The sequence below is a fragment of the Actinoplanes oblitus genome (assembly GCF_030252345.1).
Taxonomy (GTDB): domain Bacteria; phylum Actinomycetota; class Actinomycetes; order Mycobacteriales; family Micromonosporaceae; genus Actinoplanes; species Actinoplanes oblitus.
In genome coordinates this window covers 5,286,382-5,310,171 of the sequence record NZ_CP126980.1, presented here as the reverse complement: position 1 = coordinate 5,310,171, position 23,790 = coordinate 5,286,382, and the positions used below count along the sequence as shown (strand labels likewise).

20 protein-coding genes are annotated in these 23,790 nt (G+C 71.4%); 11 read left to right on the top strand and 9 right to left on the bottom strand.

Annotated features, from left to right (window positions below):
- Nucleotides 1-108 precede the first annotated feature (108 nt).
- Nucleotides 109-540, top strand: coding sequence for an ATP-binding protein (locus Actob_RS24050; protein ID WP_284914059.1), 432 nt, complete (start codon nucleotides 109-111; stop codon nucleotides 538-540).
- Nucleotides 541-857: 317 nt separating this feature from the next.
- Nucleotides 858-1,289 carry a DoxX family protein gene (locus Actob_RS24045; protein ID WP_284914058.1) on the top strand — a complete coding sequence of 144 codons (432 nt, stop codon included), beginning with the start codon at nucleotides 858-860 and terminating at the stop codon, nucleotides 1,287-1,289.
- A gap of 42 nt (nucleotides 1,290-1,331) precedes the next feature.
- Here the strand turns inward: Actob_RS24045 and Actob_RS24040 are convergent, their stop codons facing one another.
- The 3 genes from Actob_RS24040 to Actob_RS24030 all read right to left on the bottom strand — a co-directional run bounded on the left by Actob_RS24040 (nucleotide 1,332) and on the right by Actob_RS24030 (nucleotide 4,631).
- Nucleotides 1,332-2,264 carry an NADP-dependent oxidoreductase gene (locus tag Actob_RS24040; RefSeq protein WP_284914057.1) on the bottom strand — a complete coding sequence of 311 codons (933 nt, stop codon included), beginning with the start codon at nucleotides 2,262-2,264 and terminating at the stop codon, nucleotides 1,332-1,334.
- 331 nt (nucleotides 2,265-2,595) lie between these two features.
- Entirely contained in the window at nucleotides 2,596-3,102 is a 507-nt protein-coding gene (locus Actob_RS24035) for a MarR family winged helix-turn-helix transcriptional regulator (RefSeq protein ID WP_284914056.1), read from the bottom strand.
- Nucleotides 3,103-3,185: 83 nt separating this feature from the next.
- Nucleotides 3,186-4,631 carry a DUF4389 domain-containing protein gene (locus Actob_RS24030; protein WP_284914055.1) on the bottom strand — a complete coding sequence of 482 codons (1,446 nt, stop codon included), beginning with the start codon at nucleotides 4,629-4,631 and terminating at the stop codon, nucleotides 3,186-3,188.
- A gap of 170 nt (nucleotides 4,632-4,801) precedes the next feature.
- Between Actob_RS24030 and Actob_RS24025 the strand changes: the two genes are divergently transcribed.
- Genes Actob_RS24025 through Actob_RS24015 form a run of 3 tightly spaced genes read left to right on the top strand, consistent with a single transcriptional unit; the run spans nucleotide 4,802 to nucleotide 7,592 of the window.
- Entirely contained in the window at nucleotides 4,802-5,926 is a 1,125-nt protein-coding gene (locus Actob_RS24025; protein ID WP_284914054.1) for an NAD(P) transhydrogenase subunit alpha, read from the top strand.
- Nucleotides 5,923-6,207, top strand: coding sequence for an NAD(P) transhydrogenase subunit alpha (locus Actob_RS24020; RefSeq protein WP_284914053.1), 285 nt, complete (start codon nucleotides 5,923-5,925; stop codon nucleotides 6,205-6,207). Before Actob_RS24025 ends, Actob_RS24020 begins: the two co-directional genes overlap by 4 nt.
- Complete coding sequence (locus Actob_RS24015; RefSeq protein WP_284914052.1) at nucleotides 6,204-7,592, top strand: NAD(P)(+) transhydrogenase (Re/Si-specific) subunit beta; 1,389 nt, start codon at nucleotides 6,204-6,206, stop codon at nucleotides 7,590-7,592. Before Actob_RS24020 ends, Actob_RS24015 begins: the two co-directional genes overlap by 4 nt.
- A 5-nt stretch (nucleotides 7,593-7,597) precedes the next feature.
- Here Actob_RS24015 and Actob_RS24010 read toward each other — a convergent pair whose 3' ends face one another.
- From Actob_RS24010 to Actob_RS23985, 6 genes are all read right to left on the bottom strand, one after another.
- The gene (locus Actob_RS24010) at nucleotides 7,598-7,795 is read right to left on the bottom strand and encodes a hypothetical protein (RefSeq protein WP_284914051.1); all 198 of its coding nucleotides are present in this window, start codon (nucleotides 7,793-7,795) and stop codon (nucleotides 7,598-7,600) included.
- Nucleotides 7,792-8,634, bottom strand: a complete 843-nt coding sequence (locus Actob_RS24005; RefSeq protein ID WP_284914050.1) for a universal stress protein — start codon at nucleotides 8,632-8,634, stop codon at nucleotides 7,792-7,794. The genes Actob_RS24010 and Actob_RS24005 overlap by 4 nt, the downstream gene beginning before the upstream one ends.
- 164 nt (nucleotides 8,635-8,798) lie before the next feature.
- On the bottom strand, nucleotides 8,799-12,584 hold the full coding sequence (locus tag Actob_RS24000; RefSeq protein WP_284914049.1) for an NACHT domain-containing protein: 3,786 nt from the start codon (nucleotides 12,582-12,584) through the stop codon (nucleotides 8,799-8,801).
- Nucleotides 12,585-12,707: 123 nt separating this feature from the next.
- Nucleotides 12,708-13,409, bottom strand: coding sequence for a FadR/GntR family transcriptional regulator (locus Actob_RS23995; protein ID WP_284914048.1), 702 nt, complete (start codon nucleotides 13,407-13,409; stop codon nucleotides 12,708-12,710).
- Between the two features lie 130 nt (nucleotides 13,410-13,539).
- On the bottom strand, nucleotides 13,540-15,537 hold the full coding sequence (locus tag Actob_RS23990; RefSeq protein ID WP_284914047.1) for an alpha-L-fucosidase: 1,998 nt from the start codon (nucleotides 15,535-15,537) through the stop codon (nucleotides 13,540-13,542).
- A 137-nt stretch (nucleotides 15,538-15,674) separates the two neighbouring features.
- Nucleotides 15,675-16,379: a FadR/GntR family transcriptional regulator gene (locus tag Actob_RS23985; protein WP_284914046.1), complete on the bottom strand. Its 705-nt coding sequence runs from the start codon at nucleotides 16,377-16,379 to the stop codon at nucleotides 15,675-15,677.
- A gap of 284 nt (nucleotides 16,380-16,663) precedes the next feature.
- On the opposite strand from Actob_RS23985, the gene Actob_RS23980 reads away from it, so the two are divergent.
- The 6 genes from Actob_RS23980 (at nucleotide 16,664) to Actob_RS23955 (ending at nucleotide 23,658) form a co-directional block, all read left to right on the top strand.
- A complete protein-coding gene (locus Actob_RS23980) occupies nucleotides 16,664-17,722 on the top strand; it encodes a sugar ABC transporter substrate-binding protein (RefSeq protein ID WP_284914045.1) in 1,059 nt (352 codons plus the stop codon).
- A 27-nt stretch (nucleotides 17,723-17,749) separates the two neighbouring features.
- Nucleotides 17,750-19,291, top strand: coding sequence for a sugar ABC transporter ATP-binding protein (locus Actob_RS23975; protein ID WP_284914044.1), 1,542 nt, complete (start codon nucleotides 17,750-17,752; stop codon nucleotides 19,289-19,291).
- A complete protein-coding gene (locus Actob_RS23970) occupies nucleotides 19,284-20,321 on the top strand; it encodes an ABC transporter permease (RefSeq protein ID WP_284914043.1) in 1,038 nt (345 codons plus the stop codon). Before Actob_RS23975 ends, Actob_RS23970 begins: the two co-directional genes overlap by 8 nt.
- 84 nt (nucleotides 20,322-20,405) lie before the next feature.
- Entirely contained in the window at nucleotides 20,406-21,725 is a 1,320-nt protein-coding gene (locus Actob_RS23965; protein WP_284914042.1) for an enolase C-terminal domain-like protein, read from the top strand.
- Nucleotides 21,718-22,602 (top strand): amidohydrolase family protein, encoded by an 885-nt coding sequence (locus Actob_RS23960; RefSeq protein WP_284914041.1) that lies wholly within the window; start codon nucleotides 21,718-21,720, stop codon nucleotides 22,600-22,602. The genes Actob_RS23965 and Actob_RS23960 overlap by 8 nt, the downstream gene beginning before the upstream one ends.
- Nucleotides 22,603-22,608: 6 nt before the next feature.
- Nucleotides 22,609-23,658, top strand: a complete 1,050-nt coding sequence (locus Actob_RS23955; protein WP_284914040.1) for a zinc-dependent alcohol dehydrogenase — start codon at nucleotides 22,609-22,611, stop codon at nucleotides 23,656-23,658.
- Nucleotides 23,659-23,790 lie beyond the last annotated feature (132 nt).

Below are 23,790 nucleotides of genomic sequence, written 5' to 3'. Positions count from 1 at the left end.
CCCGTCCTGGCGCCGCCGGTCGCGAAAGGACCGATGGAGAAGGCCGGCCGGGCGGTGGATTTCCCCGTTTGCGGCATAACTGGTGAAGCAAGGGGGCACAGGCGGGCGGTGACTTCGCTTCGTACCTCACCACCGCCGCCCCGCGCCGAGCATCTGCGGACCTGGATCCTCACCGATGCCACGGAGCTGCGGCAGTTACGGGCGTCGCTGCACCGGGAACTGACCGGCCATCCGCGACTGCCGGCCGAGGACAGCGACGACATCCTCGACCGGATCGTGCTGGTGGCCACCGAACTGGCCACCAACGCGATCCGGCACGGCATTCCGCCCACCGAGGTGCGGCTGCTGCGCAACCCGGACAGCCTGATCCTCGACGTCGCGGATCATGACCTGAGCACGATTCCCGAGCTGGCGGACACCCGTCCGCTGCATGCCGGCGGCCGTGGCCTGCTGCTCGCCCAGTCCTTCTCCCTCGACGTCGGCTGGTATGCCACCCAGGACACCAAACACATCTGGGCGGCCTTCGCCACCCGGCCCTGAGCGGCCGCCCCGCGCCCGACCGAGATTCGCCGTTCCATACCGCCGAGCCGGCCGCCTCGGCTCCACGTCGGGACACCTGCCCTCCGCGGTCTTTCCCGGCGGGCCCGGGGACCTTCGCGCTCAGGTGGTCGTCAGCACCAAGCGAAGTCCTCGCGCCCGTCAGCCCGCAACGGCCTACCGCCCTCGCCCGTTCAGTACCGGGGCGAGTTCGGGCGGCGCACCGCGTACGAAAATTATTTGAATTAAGAAGCTTCTATGTGTGGCGATCACATCCCATTAATATCTATGAATATTTCTGGTCGGAGTGGGAGGTACACATGCGCGGGAATCCCCTTGGCGAAGCCGTCTGGGCACTGTTCCGGGGCGTGATCGGACTGCTGTTCGCCCTGCATGGGGCGGCGACGGTGTTCGGGGTCTTCGGCGGCAACCGCGGCAGCGGGCACGCGGTGCCGATGGGCAGCTGGCCCGGCTGGTACGCCGGGGTGATCCAGCTGGTGTGCGGCCTGCTCGTGCTGGTCGGTCTGCTGACGGTGCCGGCAGCGATCCTCGCTTCCGGTTCCATGGCGTACGCCTATTTCACCGTCCACCAGTCGCACGGTCTGCTCCCGATGGAGAACGGCGGTGACGCCGCCGCCCTGTTCTGCTGGTCGTTCCTGGCCATCGCCGTGGTCGGCGCGGGCCGCTGGTCGGTCGACGCCCTGCGCCGCCCGCGAACACCGGCGCCCGCACTCGAGGCGGCCGACGCCTGAGCGGTGCCCCGCCGCGGATCGGCGGTGCGCCGGAGTTGAGCCTCAGGCGCTGGTGACGACGATGACGGTCTTGCCGGGCAGGGCGGCCGCGGCGGCCTGGGCGTGCACGGCGGGCAGCTCGGCGAGCGGCACCCGCTGAGCGACGCCGACGCGCAGCTGTCCCGCGTCGATCAGGGCGACCAGCTCCCCGAGCTGGCCGGCGTCGCTGCGGACGAACAGGTCGATGCCGCGGACGCCGCGCTGCTCGTCGCTGGGCGCGGGCATCCACACCGTGGTGTTGACCAGCACACCGCCCGGGCGGATCGGGTCGAGCAGCGCGGCCAGCTGGGCCGGTTCGATCGGCGCGAGGTTGAGCACCACGTCGACCGAGCCGGCCGCCGGGGTGGTGCCGTGCTCGAGGACCTCGTCCGCGCCGGCCGCCGTGGCCCGGTCGGCACCGCGCGGGCCGGTCGCGGCGATCACGTACGCCCCGGCGTTCTTGGCCAGCTGGACGGCGTAGCCGCCGACCGCGCCGCCCGCACCGTTGATCAGCACCCGCTGGCCGGCGGCGAGCTTCGCGTGGTCGAACAGCGCCTGCCAGGCGGTGAGGCCGACGGTCGGCAGTGCCGCGGCGTCGGCCAGCGGGATCGCGGTGGGCGCCGGCGCGAGGATCTCGGCGGGGGCCACCGTGTACTCCGCGGCGGCGCCGTCGCCCGTCATCGGCAGGAAGCCGACGACGCGGTCGCCGACCGCGAAGCCGGTGACGCCCTCGCCCAGCGCCGCGACCGTGCCGGACACGTCGATGCCGGGCGTGTGCGGCAGCGTGACCGGGATCGGGCCTCGCATGAAACCGGCGCGGATGTTGCCGTCGACGCCGTTGAACGAGGTGGCGGCGACCTGGATGAGCACCTGACCGGCGCCGGGGCTGGGCTGCTCGACGTCCTCGTGGCGCAGGACGCTCGGGTCGCCGTACTCGTGGAAACGCACTGCCTTCATCGGGATCCTCCTCGACAGAGTGCTTCGAACTCGAAGCACCTCTAGAACGTAGCACGCTTCGAATTCGAAGCAATGGCGTGAAGTGTGAGCCGGGCGACAGCCGCCAGCGCCTGCCCGGCAAGCGTCGCGAGATCCGCGGACGAGAAGTCCGTGGACAACGCGCGCTCAGCTCACCGAGCGGAGTAGGCGCCGCGGCTTCTCGTCGCTCGGCGGCGCGAAGAAGACCAGCAGCTCGTGGCCGTGGTCGAGCCCGGCGTCCTCTGGTCGCAGGGCTTCCCGGCGCGCCCGGAGAAAGTCCGCGAGCAGGGCCGGTTCATCGCCTCGGGCCCCGTCAGCCGGCGCGGTTGCGGCCGCCGCGCGGTTTGGCGGACCGCGGCGGGGTGGCGCGCATGTGGTCGCGGACGCGGCCCAGAACGGTGCTCAACGCCGCGAGATCAGTGCCGGTCATCGGGTCGAACAGCAGCTGCCGGACGCGCTCGACGTGGCCCGGAAGCACGTGGGCGACCAGGTCCCGGCCGGCGTCGGTGACGGTCACCAGGACACTGCGATCGTCGTCCGGCGCGGGGGAGCGGGCGATCAGGCCGCGCTTGTCCAGCAAGCCGGCCTGGTAGGTGAGCCCGCTGCGGCTGTAGACCACGCCGTCGGCCAGATCGGTCATCCGGAGCCGGCCCCCCGGTGCGTCCACCAGCCGGGCCAGGATCTGGAACTGCACGTAGCTGAGGTCGCCGGCGGCGCGCAGGTGCTCGTCCACCGCGTACTGAAGGAGGCTGCCGACCTCCATCAGAGCGAAGTACGCGCCGAGTTGCTCCGAGTTCAAGCCGGGCGCCGCGTCGCTCACGCCGTGATCCTACTTGCTTTGAATTCGAAGTGTGGCGGCAGCCTGCCGGCGGCTGTGGGCCGCCGGCAGGTCCGGACCGCGGCTCATACCGAGACGGTCGACAACGGCACCGCCGTCGGTGCGGGCGGCGGGAGATGCCGGCGGCCGAGCCCGACCCCGCCGAGCACGATCAGGCCGACGGCCACCAGGCCGAGCACGATGCTGGAGATCAACAGGCCCAGCCCGAGCGCGGTCAGGTCGGGCACCTGAGCGGCGCCCCGGACGTCGGCGATCACACCGGGCGACCCGTCGGCGTTGGCCACCACCACGGCGAACTGCCCGCCGGTGATCCTCCAGTTCAGCGTGGTGGTGCCGGGGCCGCTGGCCGAGGCGAGCCAGAACCGCTGCTCGGCCGGAGCGGGCACCCCGGTCACCGGTCCCGCGGCCCGGTGGTAGCGCGCCGCGCCGAGGCCCATCGCGACGAGCTCGTCGTGGGCGGTGCCGGCGAGCCACTGGTCGACCGCCGCCTGCGGGGCGATGCCGACGAACAGCGAGCGGCCGTCCGGCGCGGTCGCGGTCAGCCGCAGACCTCCGACGTCGGCGACGTCGCGGGTCCACACGTCGACGTCGGCGATGGTGAGATTCTCCGCGGTGACCGCGGCGGTGGCGGTGTGCAGCCCGACGGTCCGGCTGGTCGCATAGCCGGAGCTGTCCCGCGCGGCGTCCACCGCCAGCAGCGCGGCGCCGCCGATGCCCAGCCCGGTCGCGGGCGCCAGCAGCAGCACGCCGGCGACCAGCGCGATGACGTGACCGGCCGCCGACGACCTGGGCGGTGCGGTGGGAACGTCCGGTCCGGACCGGTAGTGCGGCGCGGTGGGCGAGTCCACGGCGGTCGGACCGGACGGTCCGGCGACGGGTTCGGAACCGCCCTGGTCCAGCCGGAACGGCGGGTAGCGCGGGGTCAGCAAGGTCAGGTAGGCGATCACCCGCAGCTGCCAGCGGGCGACGCCGACCAGCAGATCGTGCAGCCCGTCCAGGTACCGCCCGGTGAACAGCAGGGCCAGCCCGAGGATCAGCACCGCCGCGCCGAGCACGCTCATCGAGGTGCGGTAGCCGTCCGGGGTGTGCCAGGTGACGGCGGAGGTGAGCGCGCCGATCAGCACCAGGTGCGGCACGGCGAACAGCCAGGCCACCAGTGGCAGCCACCGGGGGACCGGCTCCGGCTCACCGACCGCGAACCGGGCCGGGTGATCGGGCACCTCGGCCAGGGTGAACGGCGGGTATCGGTCGGTGCCCAGCGCCTGGTAGCCGTAGTAGCCGACCCGCCAGGTCCAGCGCAGCACCCCGACGTTGTAGGCGCGGATCGACGGCGGATAGCGGCCGGTGAACAGGATCGCCAGGTAGGCCACCAGGGTGAGCACCAGCAGACCGACCCAGAGCACCGCCAGGACGATGTAGTGGGGGATCAGCAGGAGCCACTTGACCAGCCATAGCCAGCGGCTCAGCGACGGGTCGCGACGTGCCTCGACCCGCACGGGACTGTAGTTCATCACGCCTCCCAAGGGGGTTTCTCTCAGGACAACCCCGCACGGCGTGGTCCGGCAGGGCCGAACGGCCCACCGGCGGGCCGGAACATCGGGCCGTCCGGCCCTGAACCGCCCCGCCGTGTGCTCATAACGTTCGAGAAGAGCGCGCCCGCACGGATGCGGAGGAGCCGGCGATGACCACCGTGGGAGTGTTACGGGAGACCGCGGACCACGAACGGCGGGTGGCGCTGACCCCGGACGCGGTGCGCCGGCTGCGCGAACGCGGCACCGGCGTGCTGGTCGAAAGCGAGGCCGGCGCCCGCGCCTGGTTCGGCGACGAGCAATACCGCGCGGCCGGCGCCGAACTCGGCGACCGCGACCGGGTGTACGCCGGCAGCGACGTGCTCACCTGCCTGGCTCCGCCCGCCGACGCCGATCGGCTGCGCCGCGGCCAGACCCTGATCGGGCTGCTCGCGCCGCTGGCTCACCCGGAACCGGCCGGCCGGCTGGCCGCCGCCGGGGTGACAGCGATCAGCCTCGACCTGCTGCCCCGGACACTGTCCCGGGCACAACCGATGGACGCGCTCACCTCACAGGCCAACGTGGCGGGATACAAGGCCGCCATCGTCGCGGCCGAGGCGTACGGGGGTTACTTCCCGCTGCTGATGACCGCCGCCGGCACCGTGCGGCCGGCCCAGGTCCTGGTGCTCGGCGCGGGCGTGGCCGGCCTGCAGGCGATAGCGACCGCCCGCCGGCTCGGCGCCGTGGTGACGGGCTACGACGTCCGTCCGCAAGCCCGAGCCGACATCGTCTCGACCGGCGCCGCTGTCCTGGAGGCCGGCCACCCGGTAGCCGCCTCGGGCGACGGCTACGCCCGGGCACTCACCGAACAGGAGAGCGCCGAACAGCAACGGGCGCTGCAGGCAGCCGTGGCCCGCTTCGACGTGGTGATCACCACCGCTCAGGTGCCCGGCCGGCGGCCACCCGTGCTGGTCCCGGCGGCCACGCTGGCGGCGATGCGACCCGGTTCGGTCGTCGTCGACCTCGCCGCCGGCCCGGACGGCGGCAACGTGGAGGGCTCGGTCGCCGGCACCACGGCCCTGATCGGCGGGGTCACCCTGATCGCCGCCGGGAACCTGGCCGCCACCATGCCACAGGCCGCTTCCACGGCGTACGCGAAGAATCTCCTTGCCCTGCTCGCCGTCCTGACCCCGGAGCCGGACCTCGGTGACGAGATCCAGGCCGCGGTCACCGTCACCCACGCCGGGCGGGTCGTGCATCCGGCCGTCCGTCAACTCCTGGAGGGAGCCGCGCTGTGACCCCGCTGCTGATGGCCGATCTGACCGTCTTCACGCTCAGCGTGCTGGTCGGCTTCGAAGTGATCAGCAAGGTGCCGGCCACCCTGCACACCCCGCTGATGTCCGGAGCCAACGCCATCCACGGTGTCGTCCTGATCGGTGTCATGCTGCTGGCGCTGTCCGTCACCACGGCCGGCGGCTACCTGTTGCTGGGCGTCGCCGCGTTCTTCGGCGCCGCCAACGTGGCCGGCGGCTACGCCGTCACCGACCGTATGCTCGGCATGTTCCGGAGTCGGTCATGAGCGCCTTCGACACCGCGGTCCACCTGGTCTACCTGGCCTGCGCCACGCTCTTCGTGGCCGGGCTGTACCTGATGAACGCCCCGGGTACCGCCCGCCGCGGCAACCGGCTGTCGGCGGCCGGCATGCTCGTCGCCATCGCCGTGACCGTCGCCGTGCTGGTCGAGGACGGTGGGCTGACGGCCGGCGCGGTCGTCGGCCTGACCGTCGGCGCGGTGGCCGGCGGCGCGGCCGGGCTGATCGCCGCGCGGCGGGTGCGGATGACCGCGATGCCGCAGCTGGTCAGCCTGTTCAACGCCGTCGGTGGCGGGGCGGCCGCGCTGATCGCGCTGGGCGACCGGGCCACCGGCGCCCAGGCCGCGGTCACCGGCGCCCTCGACGTGGTGATCGGCGGCATCACCTTCAGCGGCTCGCTGATCGCCTCCGGCAAACTGGCCGGCCGGGTCCCGGGACGCCCGATCGTGGTGCCCGGCGGCCGGATCGCGTCAGCCGTGCTGGTGGTGGCCGCCGCCGGGCTGGCCGTGCTCGCCGGTCCCGGCCGCGCGACGCTGCCGCTGGCCGGGGTGGCGGGATGTGCCCTCGTCCTTGGCGTGCTGCTCACCCTGCCGATCGGCGGCGCCGACATGCCGGTGGTCATCTCGTTGCTCAACGCCTGCACCGGCACCGCCGTGGCGATGGCCGGATTCGTGCTCGGCAGCACCCCGCTGATCATCGCCGGGGCGCTCGTCGGCGCTGCCGGCGCCATCCTCACCAAGCTGATGGCCGACGCCATGAACCGCTCGGTTCTCGCGATAGTCGCCGGTGGTTACGGCAGCGGCGACGAGGTCGCGGTCACCCCCGCTTCCGGTACGCCCGGTGTGCGCGAGATCAGCGCCGACGACGCCGGGATCCAGCTCGGGTACGCCGCCAAGGTCGTCATCGTGCCCGGTTACGGTCTGGCCGCCGCCCAGGCCCAGCACGAGGTCGTCGCGCTGGCCCAGGCGCTCACCGAGCGTGGCGTCGACGTCAGCTACGCCATCCACCCGGTCGCCGGTCGGATGCCCGGGCACATGAACGTGCTGCTCGCCGAGGCCAACGCGCCCTATGAGCAGCTCAAGGACCTCGACGAGAGCAATCCGGCGTTCCCCGGCACCGACGTGGCGCTGGTCGTCGGCGCCAACGACGTGACCAACCCGGCGGCCCGCCGACCCGGCAACGCGGTCTCCGGCATGCCGATCCTCGACGTGGACAAGGCCCGCAGCGTCATCGTGATCAAACGGTCGCTGGGGCACGGCTATGCCGGCATCGACAACGAGCTGTACCACGACCCGCGGACGGCGATGCTGTTCGCCGACGCCAAGGCCGCGCTGACCGCGCTGCTCGCGGCCGTTCGAGCGTACGCCGCCTGAGCCACTCAGCCGCCGAGCAGCCGCAGCAGGTCATAGACGACGAAGGCCGGCCAGACGAGGGCCTTGAGCACGCCGAGCGCGCCCTCCGCGAGGCCGTCGGCCGCGCCGAGGTAATAGACCAGGGCGCCGATCAGGCCCAGCCCGTAGAGGGCCCCGCCGCCATCGGCGCCGGCCGGCCGGCGGCGGGTGCGGTTCTCGGTCATGACGTGGCCCTCGCGGTCAGCGCCGTGGGTGCACCGGTCTGGTCCGTCCGCTGCGCCACCGACCGGGTTCCGCGCACGACGACGACCGGCGCGCGGCCATGGTGCAGCAGGGTCTGCGCGACCGAGCCGAGCAGCCCGTGATACGGCAGTTCGCCCCGCGCCCCGACGACGATCAGCGACGCCTGCCGCGCCTCCTCACGCAGCACGGTGGTCGGGTCGCCGTTCAGGGCGCGGAGTTTCGCGTCCACCTCGTCATCGCTGGCGCGGGCGGCGATCGCGTCGCGCAGGGCACGCGTGCGGTCCCGCGTCCCGCCGACCTGCACGACCACCAGGCCGGTCCGCCGCCGGGCGGCCGCCTCGAACGCGTAGTCGAGAACCGGGTCGGCGATGTCCGCCCCGGTCACCCCGACCAGCACCGGGCCGTACGGGGCGAGCAAGGCGCGGGTCACCATCACCGTGCCGAAGGCGCGGGCGGCGACCTGCACCGCGGTGGACTCCCGCGGCAGACAGACCCGATCGTTGAGGCCGCCGTCGCCGATCACGGTCAGCGCCGCGTGCCGCGACAGTCGCAGCAGGCCGTTCAACGCGTGCCCCTCGACCAGTTCGGTGGTGACCCGCAGCCCGGACACCGTGCGATCGGCGATCGCCTCGGCCTGGCGCAGCAGATCCCCGGCGGCGCGTGGCTGATCGAGCACGTCCGGCCGGTAGCTCAGCGCGTGGACCAGCAGCAGCGGATGTCCCGCGGCGTCCGCCTCCCGGGCGGCCGCCTCGACCGCGTGCAGACTGGCCGTCGAGCCGCTCACCCCGGCGACCACCGGTGTCACCGACGAGATGTTCATCCGGCTCACCTCCCGCGTAGAGAGTCCTGCTGTCACGCTAGGGCGGGCACGGCCGGGTGGTGTAGGGCCGATGGACTCTGCCGGCGGCGGTGCACCGGGTCGGCTGTCCCCGGGGCCGTTCTCGGGACGCATCGTCCGGCCCTTCGTCGTCCGCCCCGACCGGGTCACAACGGGGCCGGCGCGTCCGGGCCGGTGTCACCGGACTTCGTCGGTGCTGAGCGATCCAGAGTGGGCCGGGAGAGGAAGTGACGCACCAGATGGAACGGCCGGGTGAACCACGCCCGATCGCGGAGAGCCGAGATCTGCCGGGCGATGCTGTCGAACTCGGGCGAGTCCAGTACCCCGTCCTCCCCTCGCCGGGGAAGGTCGACAAGCGCCAGAAGCAACTGCCACGTGGGGACGCGTGACATCCATCGGCGACGTACGGCTTCGGCGACGAGCGGGCGTGCCGCGCGTGGCTGCCACGCCGCGAGGGCGATCACCGCTCTGTGACGGTACCGTCCGGGCACGTGGGGGTCACGGGCCAGCGAGCTGAGCGCGTCGATCCCGGCAGCGCTGGGCAGGAGCGCGGCCGCCGCAGCGATACGCAGGCCGGGTGGGGTGGCCGAGTCGGCGGCCAGGCGTTGGAGTTGGATGACTCGTGCGGGCGGGTGCCGCGGGCGGGCCGGGAACGGGAAGCCCGGCGCCAGTGAGTCGAGTCGGCCGAATCTCTTCCACTCGCTGTGGTCCAGGAGCGCCGTTTCCTTGTCGCGCCACGATTCGCTGAGCCCGTCGGTCAGGGTGGCGACGACGTGTTCGCGGTGACGGGTGCCGGTTGCCGTGCCGTGGAGCATCGCATCCAGCAGACTCTCGTCCCGATGGACGCGGGCCAGCCGGATCGCGGCGGCGAGCCTGATCCGGGGTGAGCCGGTCAGGGCGCGGAGCGCCCGACTCGCCTGCACCGGGTCGGCGTGAAGACGTTCCGTCGCCAAGACCCGAACCTGGGGCGGCTGCCACCTGCCGGCGGCGATCCGGCGCAATGCTCTGGTACCGGCCGGCTCGTCGACCTGGCTCAGGGCGACAGCGACGACAAGGCGCCGTTTCGGTGGCATGAGCGGGTGCACGCGATGCCGCAGCCACTGGAGGGACGCACCGTCGCGGTGCTGAGCGAGTAGCGCGTGCAACTCCGGCCGTCGTTCCCACGGGTGGATGCGATGCCGCCAGGATCGGCGGCGCGACCGCAGGAGATCGCGGAGCGGCATGGCTGCCCGATCCTCGCCGAGCCGGACCAACCCGGCCAACAGGAACGCTCGCACGGCCGGCACTGGTTGGCCCGCGAGCGCCCGGTGGATGCTGTCGGGTTCGGCACGCCGGCCGAGTGCTCCGGCGGCGGCTATACCGAGGGCGATCGGGACGATGGGGGACTGCGGCCAGGAGGATTCGGCCACCGGCTGGTAGGTCATTCGCTCCAGCACGTCGGGTTCGCCGGACTGGGCGAGCAGCGCCGCCGCGCCGTACGTGAGCGGGACCTGGCCGGAGTCGGTGACCAGCGCGTGCAGGATCTCGTCGGTGCCACGGGCGTCGCGGCGGATGAGGTCGCGGACCGCCAGGAACCGTAGCCAGGTGGTCGAGCTGACGCCGCTGAGCAGGTTGTCGCCGCGGGCCAGTCCGTACAGGGGCGCATCCTCGCCGTGCTCGGCGAAGACGATCGCGGCCCGGAAACGCACCATGAGGTCGGTCTCGGGATCGTCGAGCAGCGCTCGCAGCGGCTCGGTGTCTCCGTCGTCGCAGAGCCGAGTCGCCGCCGCCAGCCGCTCCCGGTCACCCGTCCTCGGGTCACCGGCTCGGCGGGCGAGAGCGAGCCGGCCGATCCGGCCGAGGGGCCGCCGCACGGTGATGCCCGGTGCGTCCATCGCTTCGCGAGCGGGTTCGGCGGGAATCCCGCGTTCGTCGAGCACACCGGCCACCCAGTCCTGAACATCCCGCGGTGCGGTGCGCATGACGTCGCGGAGCACGCGTACGCCGGTGGCCCGGTCGATGTCGGCAATCGCGTCCGCCAGCATTGCGCGCACCCAGGGCTCGGTCCCGGCGTCGTTCGCCAACTCGGCGATCCGGGACAGCGCTGCGAGGTCGGCGCACAGCTCCCGGATCACCCGCAGGCACTCGGCTGTCGTCGGCGCATCGTGATTGAGTTGTTCGACCAGGGCGGTTACGACCCGCTGCCGGGTACGGTCGCCGACCGGCACCCCGTCGGCAATCATGTCTCCGGCCGCCACCGCGTCCTGGCGGTCGTCGAGGAGGGTCCGTACGAGGTGATCGGATGTGGGCTGCCAGGCGGCGGCGAACGCGGCTCGGCTCCGGGCTGCGGGGTCGGCGGCAAGGGCATACCACGCGTCGGCGTCGAAGCATCGGGCGGTGGCCCGGGCGGCGAAGAAGTCGGCGAAGCTCTGATGCGCGAAGAGCAGCCGGCCCTGGCGAGGAGTCAGCACCGCGGTCGCGCGGAGAATGTCGTCGATGGTCTGCCTCGCTCCCGGCAGGAGCGCCGTGAGCGGAAGCGGCGCGTTCCGGTCGATCCAGTCGAGGGCGACGGTCAGCAGGTCGGCGGCCGGATCATCGAACGTGGCTACGCCCATGGCGTCGAGCAGCCGGCCGATGATCGGATAGAAGTCGTCGTCGAACCACGTGGCTACCCCTTTCCCGTCCTGGCCGCGAGACCGCAGCGCGGCGAGCAGGCCGCGGCGCGCCGAGGACAGCTCGTGGCGCCCATCCATCAGGTGGTCGATGAAGCTCTCGTAGAGCAGCGCCCGGCTGGTCGGCAGTGCCCGGCTGTCGGCTTGCTCGAAAACCATGGCGGCGATCGTGGCCAGCAGGGGTATCCGAGCCACCGGACCCAGCCGCGCTCCCGCGAGGCGGGCCAGAAACAGTATGGCGTTGCGCGTTGCGGCGTCCGGGTCGCCGGGAAGGCGGGCGGCGAACCAACGCCGGGCGAAGGCGTCGAGGTCGGTGCGGTCGAACGGGCGCAGCTCGTACTCTTCGACACCGGGCCGCCGCAGCTCGGCGAGTTCCGCGGTGGGCAGGGCACGCGAGGTGACGATGATCCGGTGAAGCGTGACCTCCTTCTGGAGAAGGCTGTGCAGTCGCCACAGCATCCGGGCTCGGGCATCGGTGTCGATCACCTCGTCGGCACCGTCGACGATCACCAGCCAGGTGCCGCCCGGCAAGGGCGGCCGTTGGAAGAGGGCGGCCGTCGCCGCCACGCCGAGGTCGCGGAGAGTCGCGGCGGCGAGGGCCTCCGGCAGCTCCTGGTCGGTGAGGTCAGCCGCGGTGCAGGCCACGGCCATCCGTGGGGTGTTCCCGGTTAGCGCCAGCCGGGCCGCCTCCCGAACCATCATCGCGGCCACGGTGGACTTGCCTGAGCCGGCGCCGCCGAGGATCAGCGCGTGTGCCTGCCGGTCCAGCAGGCCGTCGGCGTCGATCAGGGTGTGCCGGTCGGCCTCGCGCGTGCCCGAGGTCGACATTCGCCGGCGGACGTGGATCTCGGATAGCGCCGGGGCGTGGAAGCCGAAGAAGTGGTATCGGTGGACGACCTCCGCCTGCTGGGCGATGGCCAACTGATCCAGCTCGGGCGGCCGGATCATCCTGGGGGACCGGCCGGCTCGCCGAGCCCTGAGCGCGATGATCAGCGTGGCGATGGCGAGCGGCGGCAGCGCCCACCCGGCCGTGGCCGGCAACGCCGCGGGAAGGCCGGGCGCGAAGTGAGCACTGAGGGCGAGCAGACCGAAAGCGACCAGACCGAAAGCGAGCAGGGCGAGGGCGAACACGGTGGCGAGGCGAACCCGATGTCTCGCGACCTGTGGAGGCTCGGCGCTCCTCGACCGGTGGTCGAGAACGAGCGCGAGCACTCCGGTCGCCGCACCGACGACCGACCCGATCTTGTCACTGATCTCGAGCCACGACGCGAAGTCGCTCACGCTCGGATAGTAGAGCAATACGAATGGTGACCGCGGTCGTGGCGGGCGAGGACCGACCTGTACCGCCTCGGCCCGGCTTCTCTCCACAGCGGTCGGACCACCACCAGGCCGGCGGGTGGCCGCCTATGCCGGCCGCCGCTCGTCCGCTCGGCTGAGGAGCGTCCGCAGCCAGGATTCCGAGGTGTCGACATGGATCAGCGCGACCGCCTGGGCGAGGAACTGGTCCCGGGAACGCAGGGCCCGGTAGATGGCCTCGTGCTCCGCGATCGTCTGCCCGGACACATCCCCGCTGATCATCCCGCGCCACAGACGCGCCCGCAGCGTCCGGCTGGAGAGACCGTCGAGCAGCGAGGTGAGCGACTCGTTGCCGGTGGCGGCGGCGACCGTACGGTGGAACGCGGTGTCGTACCCGATCAGTTGCTCCGCGTCGTCGGCGGCCGCCCGCATCCGTGTCAGCAGGCCGGCCAGCTCCTCGAGCGCGTCATCGGTGATCCGCAGCGCGGCCAGCGCGGTGGCGGCCGGCTCGAGCAGCCGGCGTACCTCCATGATCTGCGGCAGGCTGTCGTCGCGCAGCAGGTCGACCGCGAAGCCGAAACCCTCCAGCAGTACCCGCGGCGCCAGGCTCGTCACGTACGTGCCGTCGCCGCGCCGCACGTCGACCACGCGAGCCAGCTCCAGCGCCTTGACGGCCTCTCGCAGACTGCTGCGGGAGAGCCCCAGCTGCGCGCTGAGTTGCTGCTCAGGGGGCAGGCGGCTGCCCGGCGCCAGCTGATCCGACTGGATCAGGTCGCGGATCTTCAGAATCGCCTCGTCCGTCAGCGCCAACGCGCGGGTCCCTTCCCCTCGTCCGGCATGCAGCACCGGTAACGGGAGGATAGGCGCAGGCACGAGCGCTCGGGGGCACCGCGTGGACGCCGGCGGGCCGGCCGGGTCCGGCCGGCCCCGTCATCCCTGATCAGACCGCGGTGAAGGTCCACTGCAGGTTGGTGCTGCCGTCCCAGTTCCACTGCTTGACGGTCGAGCCCGAGGCGACGGAGCCGCCCGAGTCGAGCACCAGGCCGGTCTGCCGGTTCGCGATGCTGAACCGGCCGTTGCCCCGGTCGGTCAGCTGCCACTGCTGCGTGTTGCCGCCGTTCCACGGGGCCTGCTGCGCCGCCGCTCCGATGGTGGTGGCGCCGTACCCGTCGATCACCATGCCGTTGGTGCGGTTGACGATGCGGTGGTAGCCGTTGTTCAGACTGATCACCTGCCACTGCAGGTTGGTGCTGCCGTCCCAGTTCCACTGCTTGACGATCGAGCCCGAGGCGACGGAGCCGCCGGAGTCGAGCACCAGCCCGTTGGTCACGTTGGTGATCCGCTGATAGCCGGTGGTCGGGCCGCCGGCACCGAGCGCCGGGATGTTCCCGGAGAAGGTGAGCTTGACGACGTACGCGGGTGCGCTGAACGGCGCGCCCGCCGAGGGCAGGGTGATCCGGAGCCCGTTCGCGTCCTGGGTGCGGGTGGGCAGGTCGGTGTACGTCCCGGCAGTCGTGCCGAGCAGCTGCACCGACGTCAGCGTGCCGAGGTCGATCCGGCCGGCGGCCAGGGTGGCGATGTTCATCGTGCTGCCCGGCCAGCCCAGGACCGTGGCGTAGAGGACGCGGTTGTCCTTGCTGCGGGTGAACCGTACGTCCTGCGCGGTGCCGGCCCGGGGAGTGGTGAAGGAGCCGCCGCCCATCTTGGTCGGGCCCTCGCCGTACGCGGCCCACGCCCGCGTGGCGTAGAGGGACTCGCCGAAGCGCTTGAGGTAGTCACCCATGCCCAGCAGGACCGTGCGTTGCGCCGAGGGAATGGTGCCGTCCGCCATGGGCGAGATGTTGAGCAGCATGTTGCCGCCCTTGCTCACCCGGTCGATGAGCGAATGCAGCATCTGGTTGAGCGAGTAGTAGCCGATGCCGACGGTGTAACACCAGCTGGAGCTGCTGATCGCGTCGTCGGTCAGCCAGTACGGGGTGCGGAGGTCGGCCGGGCCGCCCCGCTCGTAGTCGAAGATCTCGCCGTTGTCGTTGAAGCCGTCCTTGTAGGTGGCGACGACCTCCTTGTTCCAGGCCACCGCACGGTTGTAGTAATACGACAAGAAGTTCAGCCGCTGCGTCTCGTCCACATGCGTGAGATTGAAGTCCTGCCAGATGATGTCCGGCTGATAGCCGTCGACGATCTCGATGAGCTTGTTGTACCAGAGCTGATTCTCCGCGGCACTGCCCAGCTGGCCGTACAGTTTCTTCAGACTGGCGTCGGACTGGGCCGGGACGTGGTCGTAGAAGCCCGTGAAATGGTACGCGTGGTGCATCGCCACCAGTAGCTTCAAGCCCTTGGCGCGGATCGCGTCGGCGTGCAGCCGCAGCAGGTCGAGCCGCGGTCCCTTGGCGACCGAGTTCCACTCGTTGGCGCTGCTGTTCCACATCGAGAAACCGTCGTGGTGCTCGGCGACCGGTCCGGCGAACTTGGCGCCGGCGTCGGCGAACAGCTGCGCCCATTCATGGGGGTCGAAGTTGCCGCCGGCCGATTTCAGCTTGGGCGCGAACTGGTAGTAGTTACCCGATTTATCGCGGCCACCGTTGATGAAATTGTGGTACGGCCACGCCGAGGGGTCGCCGAAGACGCTCTTGTGGTGGTTGTTGGCCGCCGACCCGCTGATGTACATGTTGCGCGGGTACCACTCGTTGTCGTAGGCGGGAACGCTGAAGACGCCCCAGTGGAAGTAGATGCCGAACTTCGCGTCCTGGAACCACTCCGGCGCCGGCGGATGCTGGTTCACCGAGCTCCAGCTGGGGGAGTAGCTGGCCGGGCCGGGGATGGCCGCGAAGGCCGGTGCGGCGCCGAAGAGGTCGACGGCTCCGGTCGTGGCGGCGGCGGCGCCGGTGACGCCGAGCGCGCTGAGGAAGGCGCGCCGGCTGTAGCTCCCTGCGGGCATGGGGGTCCTCCGATGAGGGATCGATGGAGCGCTATGGGCTCAACACGTCAGATGTTATGAGCGTGTTACACCGTCGTCAACGGAAGAACAGGGACTCCGCGCCTCGATACATCCTATGTATAGGGCTCAGTTCGCCTCTAATTCTCCTCCGGCTCGGCGGCCTCCGCCTCCAGATGGGCTCGGAGCCAGCTCTCGGTAGTGGCGACATGCAGCAGCGCCGCGGCATGGGCGAGTGCCGGGTCGCGGGCGACGAGCGCTCCGTAGATGGCCTCGTGCTCGGCCAGGGTGCGGCCCGCGGCGTTGTCGTCGACGAGACCGCGCCAGACGCGGGCCCGCAGTGTCTGGCTGGAGACCCCGTCGAGCAGCGTCGACAGGGTCCGGTTGCCGGTCGCGGCGAACACCGCGCGATGGAAGGCGGCGTCGTGCTGGTTGAGCAGCTCGACGTCATCGCGCGCGCCGCGCATGGCCTCCAGATGTCCGCGAATGGTGTCGAGCTGCTCGGCGGAGACCCGCTCGGCGGCCAGCCCGGTGGCCACCGGCTCGAACATCCGGCGCACCTCGGTCAGCTCCAGCAGGGTGTGCCCCTGCAGCAGTTCCACGGCGACGCCGACGCCCTCGAGCAGGAGCTCGGGCTCCAGGCTGGTCACGTAGGTGCCGGTGCCCCGGCGCACTTCGAGCACGTTGGCGACCACCAGTGCCTTGACCGCCTCGCGCATGAGGTTGCGGCCCAGGCCGAGGTCGGCGGCGAGCTGGTGTTCCGGCGGCAGCCGGGAGCCGGGCCGCAGCTCGCCGGTGAGGATGAGCTCACGGATCCGCGCGATGGCCTTGTCCGTCAACGACACGGTGGTCCTCCTCGCACGGGATCCGGCGGCGGCAACGCGGGCTGCAGCCTACCAGGACATCCCATGTCTGCGCGCCGATGAGCATGCCGGCGGAGTGCCGATGGCGTACCGAAGATGGGCTGACTCGGCATCGTGCGGCAATTTCAGCGCCGTCTATGGACAGAGGTTGGTAAGAGGGTCTACAAAGACATCCCATGTCTGTGTGGTCGAAAGCGATCATGCCGCCTCGTGTGCCCTCGCTCACCCTCTCACCCACACCCTTCGGGACACAGATCGGAGCACCGATGAGACGTCAACTCGGTAGCGCTGGAGCCGTCCTCGTGCTGGCCGCCGGGCTCGTGGCGGCGTGCGGCAACGACAGCGGCGGCGGTGCCGGCAGCAGCAAGCCGCTGGTCGGCGTTGATTACCCGCGCTCGGACACCGACTTCTGGAACTCGTTCATCAAGTACACACCCCAGTTCGCGAGCGAGCTGGGCGCCGACCTCAAGACGACCAACTCGCAGAACGACATCGCCAAGCTGACGGCCAACGTGCAGACCTTCATCAGCCAGGGCGTCAAGGGCGTCGCGATGGCCCCGCAGGACACCGCCGCGATCGCGCCCACCCTGCAACAACTCGAGGCCAAGAAGATCCCGGTGGTCACCATCGACACCCGGCCGGACACCGGCAACGTCTTCATGGTCGTCCGAGCCGACAACCGGGCGTACGGGGAGAAGGCGTGCCAGTTCCTCGGCGCCAAGCTCAAGGGCGCGGGCAAGGTCGTGATGCTCGAGGGCGGCCTGGACTCGATCAACGGCCGGGATCGCACCGAGGCGTTCAACGAGTGCATGAAGAAGAACTATCCGAACATCACCGTCTTCGGCGAGGCGACCAACTGGGACGGCGCCACCGCCTCGCAGAAGCTGCAGACGCGGCTCACCGAGCACCCCGACATCAAGGGCGTCTACATGCAGTCCAGTTTCGCGCTGGCCGGCACCAAGCAGCTGCTCAAGCAACGCGGTCTGGCGGTGCCGCCGACCGACCCCAAGCACGTGTACGTGGTCAGCAACGACGGCATCCCGCAGGAGCTGAAGGACATCGCCGCCGGCGACATCGACGCCACCGTCTCACAGCCCGCCGATCTGTACGCCAAGTACGCGATCTCGTACCTCAAGGACGCGATCGCCGGCAAGACGTTCCAGGCGGGACCGACCGACCACCACAGCACGATCATCCAGGTACGCCCGGGCGTCCTCGAGGACCAGCTGCAGGCTCCCCTGGTCACCGCGGACGGCGGCACCTACGGCGGCACGCCGAGCGTGAAGTCCGAGGACAAGTCGCTCTGGGGCAACAACGCAGGCTGAGGCCGGGAGCGGGCGGAGAAGCGGGACATGACGAACGAACAGCGGCCCGGCGCGGACGGGCCGGGTGCCGCGACCCGGCCCGTGGTCGAGGCGACACACATCAGCAAGCGATTCGGATCGACGGTGGCCCTGCACGACGTCGGGCTGGTCGTGCAACCGGGGGAGACCCACGCGTTGGTGGGCCGCAACGGCGCCGGTAAGTCGACGCTGGTGTCGATCCTCACCGGTTTGCAGCAACCGGACTCCGGGCGGCTGCGGTTCGGTGGGCGCCCGGCGCCGCGGTCGAGCGACCGGGACGGCTGGCGCCGGGAGGTGGCCTGCGTCTACCAGAAGTCGACGATCATCGGCTCGCTGTCGGTGGCCGAGAATCTCTTCCTGAATCGGCAGGACCGCGGCCGCACCGGCTTGCTCCGCTGGCCGGTGGTGCGGCGGCGGGCGCAGGAGCTGCTCGGCACCTACGGGGTCGACGTCGATGCTCGTACCCTGGCCGGGGAGCTGTCCGTGGAACAGCGCCAGTTCGTCGAGATCGCCCGCGCCCTGTCGTTCGGCGCGCGGTTCATCATCCTCGACGAACCCACCGCGCAGCTCGACGCCGGTGCGATCGACAGGCTGTTCGCCAAGATCCGCCACTTGCAGGCACAACAGGTCACCTTCCTGTTCATCAGTCATCACCTGCAGGAGGTCTACGACATCTGCGACACGGTGACGGTCTTCCGGGACGCCCGCTGGATCGTCACCGCCCCGGTCGCCGACCTGCCACGCGACGACCTGGTCGCCGCGATGACGGGGGAGGCCGGCGGCCTGACCGCGACCCGGCACCGGACGGCGCCCAGCCGGACGGCGCCACCGGTGCTCGAGGTGAGCGGACTGGCCGGAGGCAATGTCGAGGACCTGAGTCTCGACGTCCGGCCGGGCGAGATCGTCGGCCTCGCCGGCGCCGGTGGCAGCGGGCGGATCGAGGCGGCGGAGACCATCGTGGGTCTGCGCCGTCCGGCCTCCGGGACGGTCTCGGTGGGTGGCACTCCGTTACGGCCGGGAGACGTCGGCGCCGGCCTGGCGGCCGGGATCGGCTTCGTCCCCCAGGACCGGCACCATCAGGGCTTCGTGGCCGACATGTCGATCGCCGACAACGCCACCATGACGATCGCCGGACGCCTCGGCCGGGCCGGCCTGATCAGCCGCCGCCGGACCGCCGCCGAGGCGCACGCGATGATCAGGAGTCTCGCGATCAAGACCGCCGGCCCGGACCTCCCGGTACGCGCGCTGTCCGGCGGCAATCAGCAGAAGGTCGTCATGGCGCGGGCGCTGGCCAGCAACCCCCGTCTGCTGGTCCTGATCAACCCGACGGCGGGCGTCGACGTCCGCTCGAAGGAGTTCCTGTTGGCCAAGGTCGAGGAGGCCGCCGACGGTGGCACCGCGGTGCTGGTCGCCTCCGACGAGCTGGACGACCTGCGGCCGTGCGACCGGGTCCTGGTGCTCTTCCAGGGACGCCTGGTCGCCGAATTGCCGCGCGGCTGGCACGACCATGACCTCGTAGCAGCGATGGAGGGAATGAACCGGCATGTCTGACACCGCAACCGCGCCGGCGCCCGAGCGCGACGTGCCGGGCCCGCCGCAGCCGGCCCGTCGCTTCGCCGGCGTCCGGTTCGCGCGCCTGCGTGACCTGGTGCTGGTGCCGGCGATCGTGGTCATCGCCGTCATCGGCCAACTGGTCAACCCGGTCTTCCTCAACCGGGACAACCTCATCAACGTCCTGCAGACCATGTCCGAGATCGCCCTGCTCGTGCTGGCGCAGACCCTCGTGCTGGTGGCCGGCAAGATGGACCTGTCCCTGGAGTCGACCTTCGGCCTGGCGCCGGGCATCGCCGCCTGGCTGACCGTGTCGGCCGGAGCCGGCCACGGCCTCGGACTGCTCTCCGGCGCCTGGGCGGTCCCGATCACCCTGCTCGTGGGGGTGGTGGTGGGCACCGTCAACGCGCTCCTGATCGTCCGGTTCGGGCTCAACGGGTTCATCGTGACCCTGGGCATGCTGATCGTGCTGCGGGGCCTGCTCACCGGCATCTCCGGCGGCCAGACCTTCTTCGGGCTGCCCGCGTCGATGATGTACCTCGGCACCGAGGTCTGGCTGGGCTTCCCGGCCTCGGTGTGGCTGTGCCTCGTCCTGTTCGCGGTGGGCATCGTCCTGCTGGGCTACACCCGCTTCGGCCGGGCCCTGTACGCCATCGGCGGGAACGCCGACGCCGCCCGGGCGGCCGGCATCCGGGTGGAGCGAGTGCTGTCCATCGCGCTCATCGCGGCGAGTCTGCTCGCCGCCGTGGGCGGCCTGCTGCTGTCCGGCCGGCTCGCCTCGGTCGCCGCGTCGCAGGGCAACGGTTACATCTTCACGGTGTTCGCCGCGGCGGTGATCGGCGGCGTCAGCCTCAACGGCGGCAAGGGCACCGTCTTCGGCGCCTTCACCGGCATCCTGTTGCTGTATCTGATCCAGAACGTGCTGACCCTGGCCTCGGTGCCGGCTCAGTGGATCGGCGCGCTGAACGGCGCCATCATCCTTATCGCGCTGGTGCTGTCGCGGATCACCTCGGGCAAGGCGCAGGAATGACGCGTCCGACCCGTAGAGCTGTCCTGTAAACATCGGATGTCTGGAGCGCTGATGCGGCGCTTCGCGCGTTGACCGGAGTGACCTATGCCTGCTGCCCGTCCAGCCTCGATCACCGGCCTTGAGGTACTCGATATCCGCTTCCCCACCTCGGAGGAGCTCGACGGATCCGATGCCATGAACCCGGAACCGGACTACTCCGCCGCCTATGTGATCCTTCGAACCGACGCGTCCGACGGGTGCGAGGGCCACGCGTTCGCCTTCACCACGGGCCGCGGCAACGACGTGCAGGCCGCGGCGATCGCGGCGCTCGCGCCGTACGTGGTCGGCCGGCGAGTCGACGAGATCTGTTCGGACCTCGGCGCCTTCGCCCGCGGGCTGGTGCACGACCCGCAGCTGCGCTGGCTCGGGCCGGAGAAGGGCGCCATCCACATGGCGACCGGCGCTGTCGTGAACGCCGCGTGGGACCTGGCCGCCAAGCGGGCGGGTAAGCCCGTGTGGCGGTTCCTCAGTGACATGTCGCCGGCCGAGCTGGTGGCGCAGGTCGACTTCCGCTGGCTCACCGACGCCCTCACGCCGCAGGACGCGCTCGAGCTGTTGCACCGGGGCGAGTCCGGCCGCGACGAGCGGATCGCGCGGCTGCTCGAGTCGGGTTATCCCGCATACACCACCACGCCGGGCTGGCTCGGGTACCCCGACGACAAGCTGACCAGGCTCGCCCGGGAGGCGGTGGCCGACGGATTCACTCAGATCAAACTGAAGGTCGGCGCCTCGCTCGAGGACGACATCCGCCGGTTGGACGCCGCCCGGGCCGCCGTCGGTCCGGACATCCGGATCGCCGTGGACGCCAACCAGCGATGGGACGTGGGACCCGCGATCGCGTGGATGCGGGCGCTCGCCCCGGCGCGGCCGTACTGGATCGAGGAGCCCACCTCGCCGGACGACATCCTGGGACACGCGGCGGTCCGCGCCGCCGTGCACCCGATCAAGGTGGCCACCGGTGAGCACATCGCCAACCGGGTGGTCTTCAAGCAGCTGTTGCAGGCCGGTGCGGTGGACATCGTGCAGATCGACGCGGCGCGGGTGGGCGGTGTCAACGAGAACATCGCCATTCTGCTGCTCGCGGCGAAATTCGGGATACCGGTCTGCCCGCACGCCGGCGGCGTGGGCCTGTGCGAGATGGTGCAGCATCTGTCGATGTTCGACTACGTCGCCGTCTCCGGCGCGATCGAGGACCGGGTCATCGAGTACGTCGACCACCTGCACGAGCACTTCGTCGACCCGGTCCGGATCCGCGACGGGCGCTACCTGGCCCCGGCCGCGCCCGGCCTCAGCGCGCAGATGCTGCCCGCGACGCTGAAGGAGTTCGCGTACCCCGACGGCCCGGTGTGGTCGGCGCGTGTCTGACCACGGACTCGTCGACGCCCACCACCACCTGTGGGATCTGCGCCGGCGTCCGCAGCCGTGGCTCGACGAGGACGGCAACGAGCCGATCCGGCGAAGCTTCGGCATGGCGGATCTGCGGGCGGCGGCGACCCGGCCGATCGGCGGGCGACCCCTGCGGGCGACGGTGCTGGTGCATTGCCTGGCCACGGTCGAGGAGACCCGGGAACTGCTGGCGCTGGCCGCTGACGAACCCCTGATCGGGGCCGTGGTCGGCTGGGCCGACCTGACCTCACCCGCCATCGGCGACCGCATCGACGAGCTGCGGGCCGGGCGCGGTGGCACTCGCCTGCGGGGTCTGCGCCATCTCGTGCAGGGCGAGGCCGACCCGGCCTGGTTGCAGCGGCCGGAGGTGGAGCGCGGGCTGCGGGCGGTCCAGCTGCGCGGTCTCGGCTACGACCTGCTGATCCGCAGCCACCAGTTCGAGCAGGGCATCCGCCTCGCCGAGCGGTGGCCCGGCCTGCCGATCGTGCTCGATCACGCGGGCAAGCCGCCGATCGCCGGTCGGGACCTGCACGGGTGGGAGCGTCAGGTGCGTCGCCTCGCCGCGTACGGAAACGTGGTCGGCAAGTTCTCCGGTCTGATCACCGAGGCCGATCGCCGGGGCTGGACGTCGCCGGACATTCGCCCGGTGGCCGAGGTGCTGCTGTCCGCGTTCGGCCCGGAGCGGCTGATGTTCGGCTCCGACTGGCCGGTGTGCACCCTCGCCGGCGGCTGGAACCGATGGGCCGCCACCGTCGACGAGCTGCTCTCCGGCTGCACCGCGGACGAGGCCGACGCCGTGCTCGGCGGCACCGCCACCTCCTTCTACCAGCTGTCGTCCGTACCGAAGGGAGCGTGAACGTTCATGACCACACCGCTCGCCGTCCGATACCGCAGCGCGCGCCGGCTGGACACCGGCCCGTCGACCACCCGCCCGCCCGGCCCCGGTGAGGTGGAGGTGGCGCCCGCCTACGTCGGCATCTGCGGAACCGACCTGCACATCTTCCACGGCGACATGGACGCGCGGGTCACCACGCCGGCCGTCATCGGCCACGAGATGTCCGGGCGTGTCGTGCGCGTCGGGCCGGACGTGCCGGGATGGCGACCGGGCGACGCGGTCACCGTCATGCCGCTGCGCTGGGACGGCACCTGCCCGGCCTGCCTGCACGGCAACCACCACATCTGCCAGAACCTGGACTTCATCGGCATCGACTCGCCGGGGGCCATGCAGCAACGGTGGACCGTCCCGGCCACCACGCTGGTCCGGCTGCCGGCCGGGCTGCCGCTGGACCGGGCCGCGCTGGTCGAGCCGACCGCGGTGGCGGTGCACGACGTGGGGCGGGCCGCCATCCGGCCCGGCGAGCGGGTGGTCGTGGTCGGCGGGGGACCCGTCGGTGTCCTGATCGCGGTGGTGGCGCGGGCGCGGGGCGCCGACGTGCGGCTGGCCGAGATCAGCGAGCACCGCAGGCGACTCGCCGCCGGCCTCGGCCTGCGGACCTGGGACCCGCTTTCCGAGGACGTGCCGGAGCGGGTCCGGGAGTGGACGGGCGAGGCGGGCGCGGACGCCTCCTTCGAGGTGTCCGGCGCCGAGGCCGGCGTGCGGGTCGCCGTCGACGTGCTCGGGGTGCACGGCCGGTTGTGCCTGGTCGCCATCCATCCCCGGCCGCGCGAGGTGAACCTGCACCGCTTCTTCTGGCGCGAACTCACGCTGGTCGGTGCCCGCCTCTACGACCGGGCCGACTTCGAGGAGGCGGTACGCCTGGTCGCCGGCGGCACCGTCGACGCCGACCGGCTGATCAGCCGCGTCGTGCCGCTCACCGATGTCCCGGCGGCCTTCGCGGCGCTGGAGGCCGGCGGCGACGTCATGAAGGTTCTTGTCGACTGTGCCGGGACCGGTGGAGGGACTGCCGCATGAGCCCGTTCGATCCCACCGGCCGGCTGCCCGATGCCATTGACAACCGTCACTGTAACTGACAGCTTGAAACGACTTCGAACACAAAGCGACGCCGACGGCCGCTGTCCGCCACTGCGATCTGCCATCTCCGGG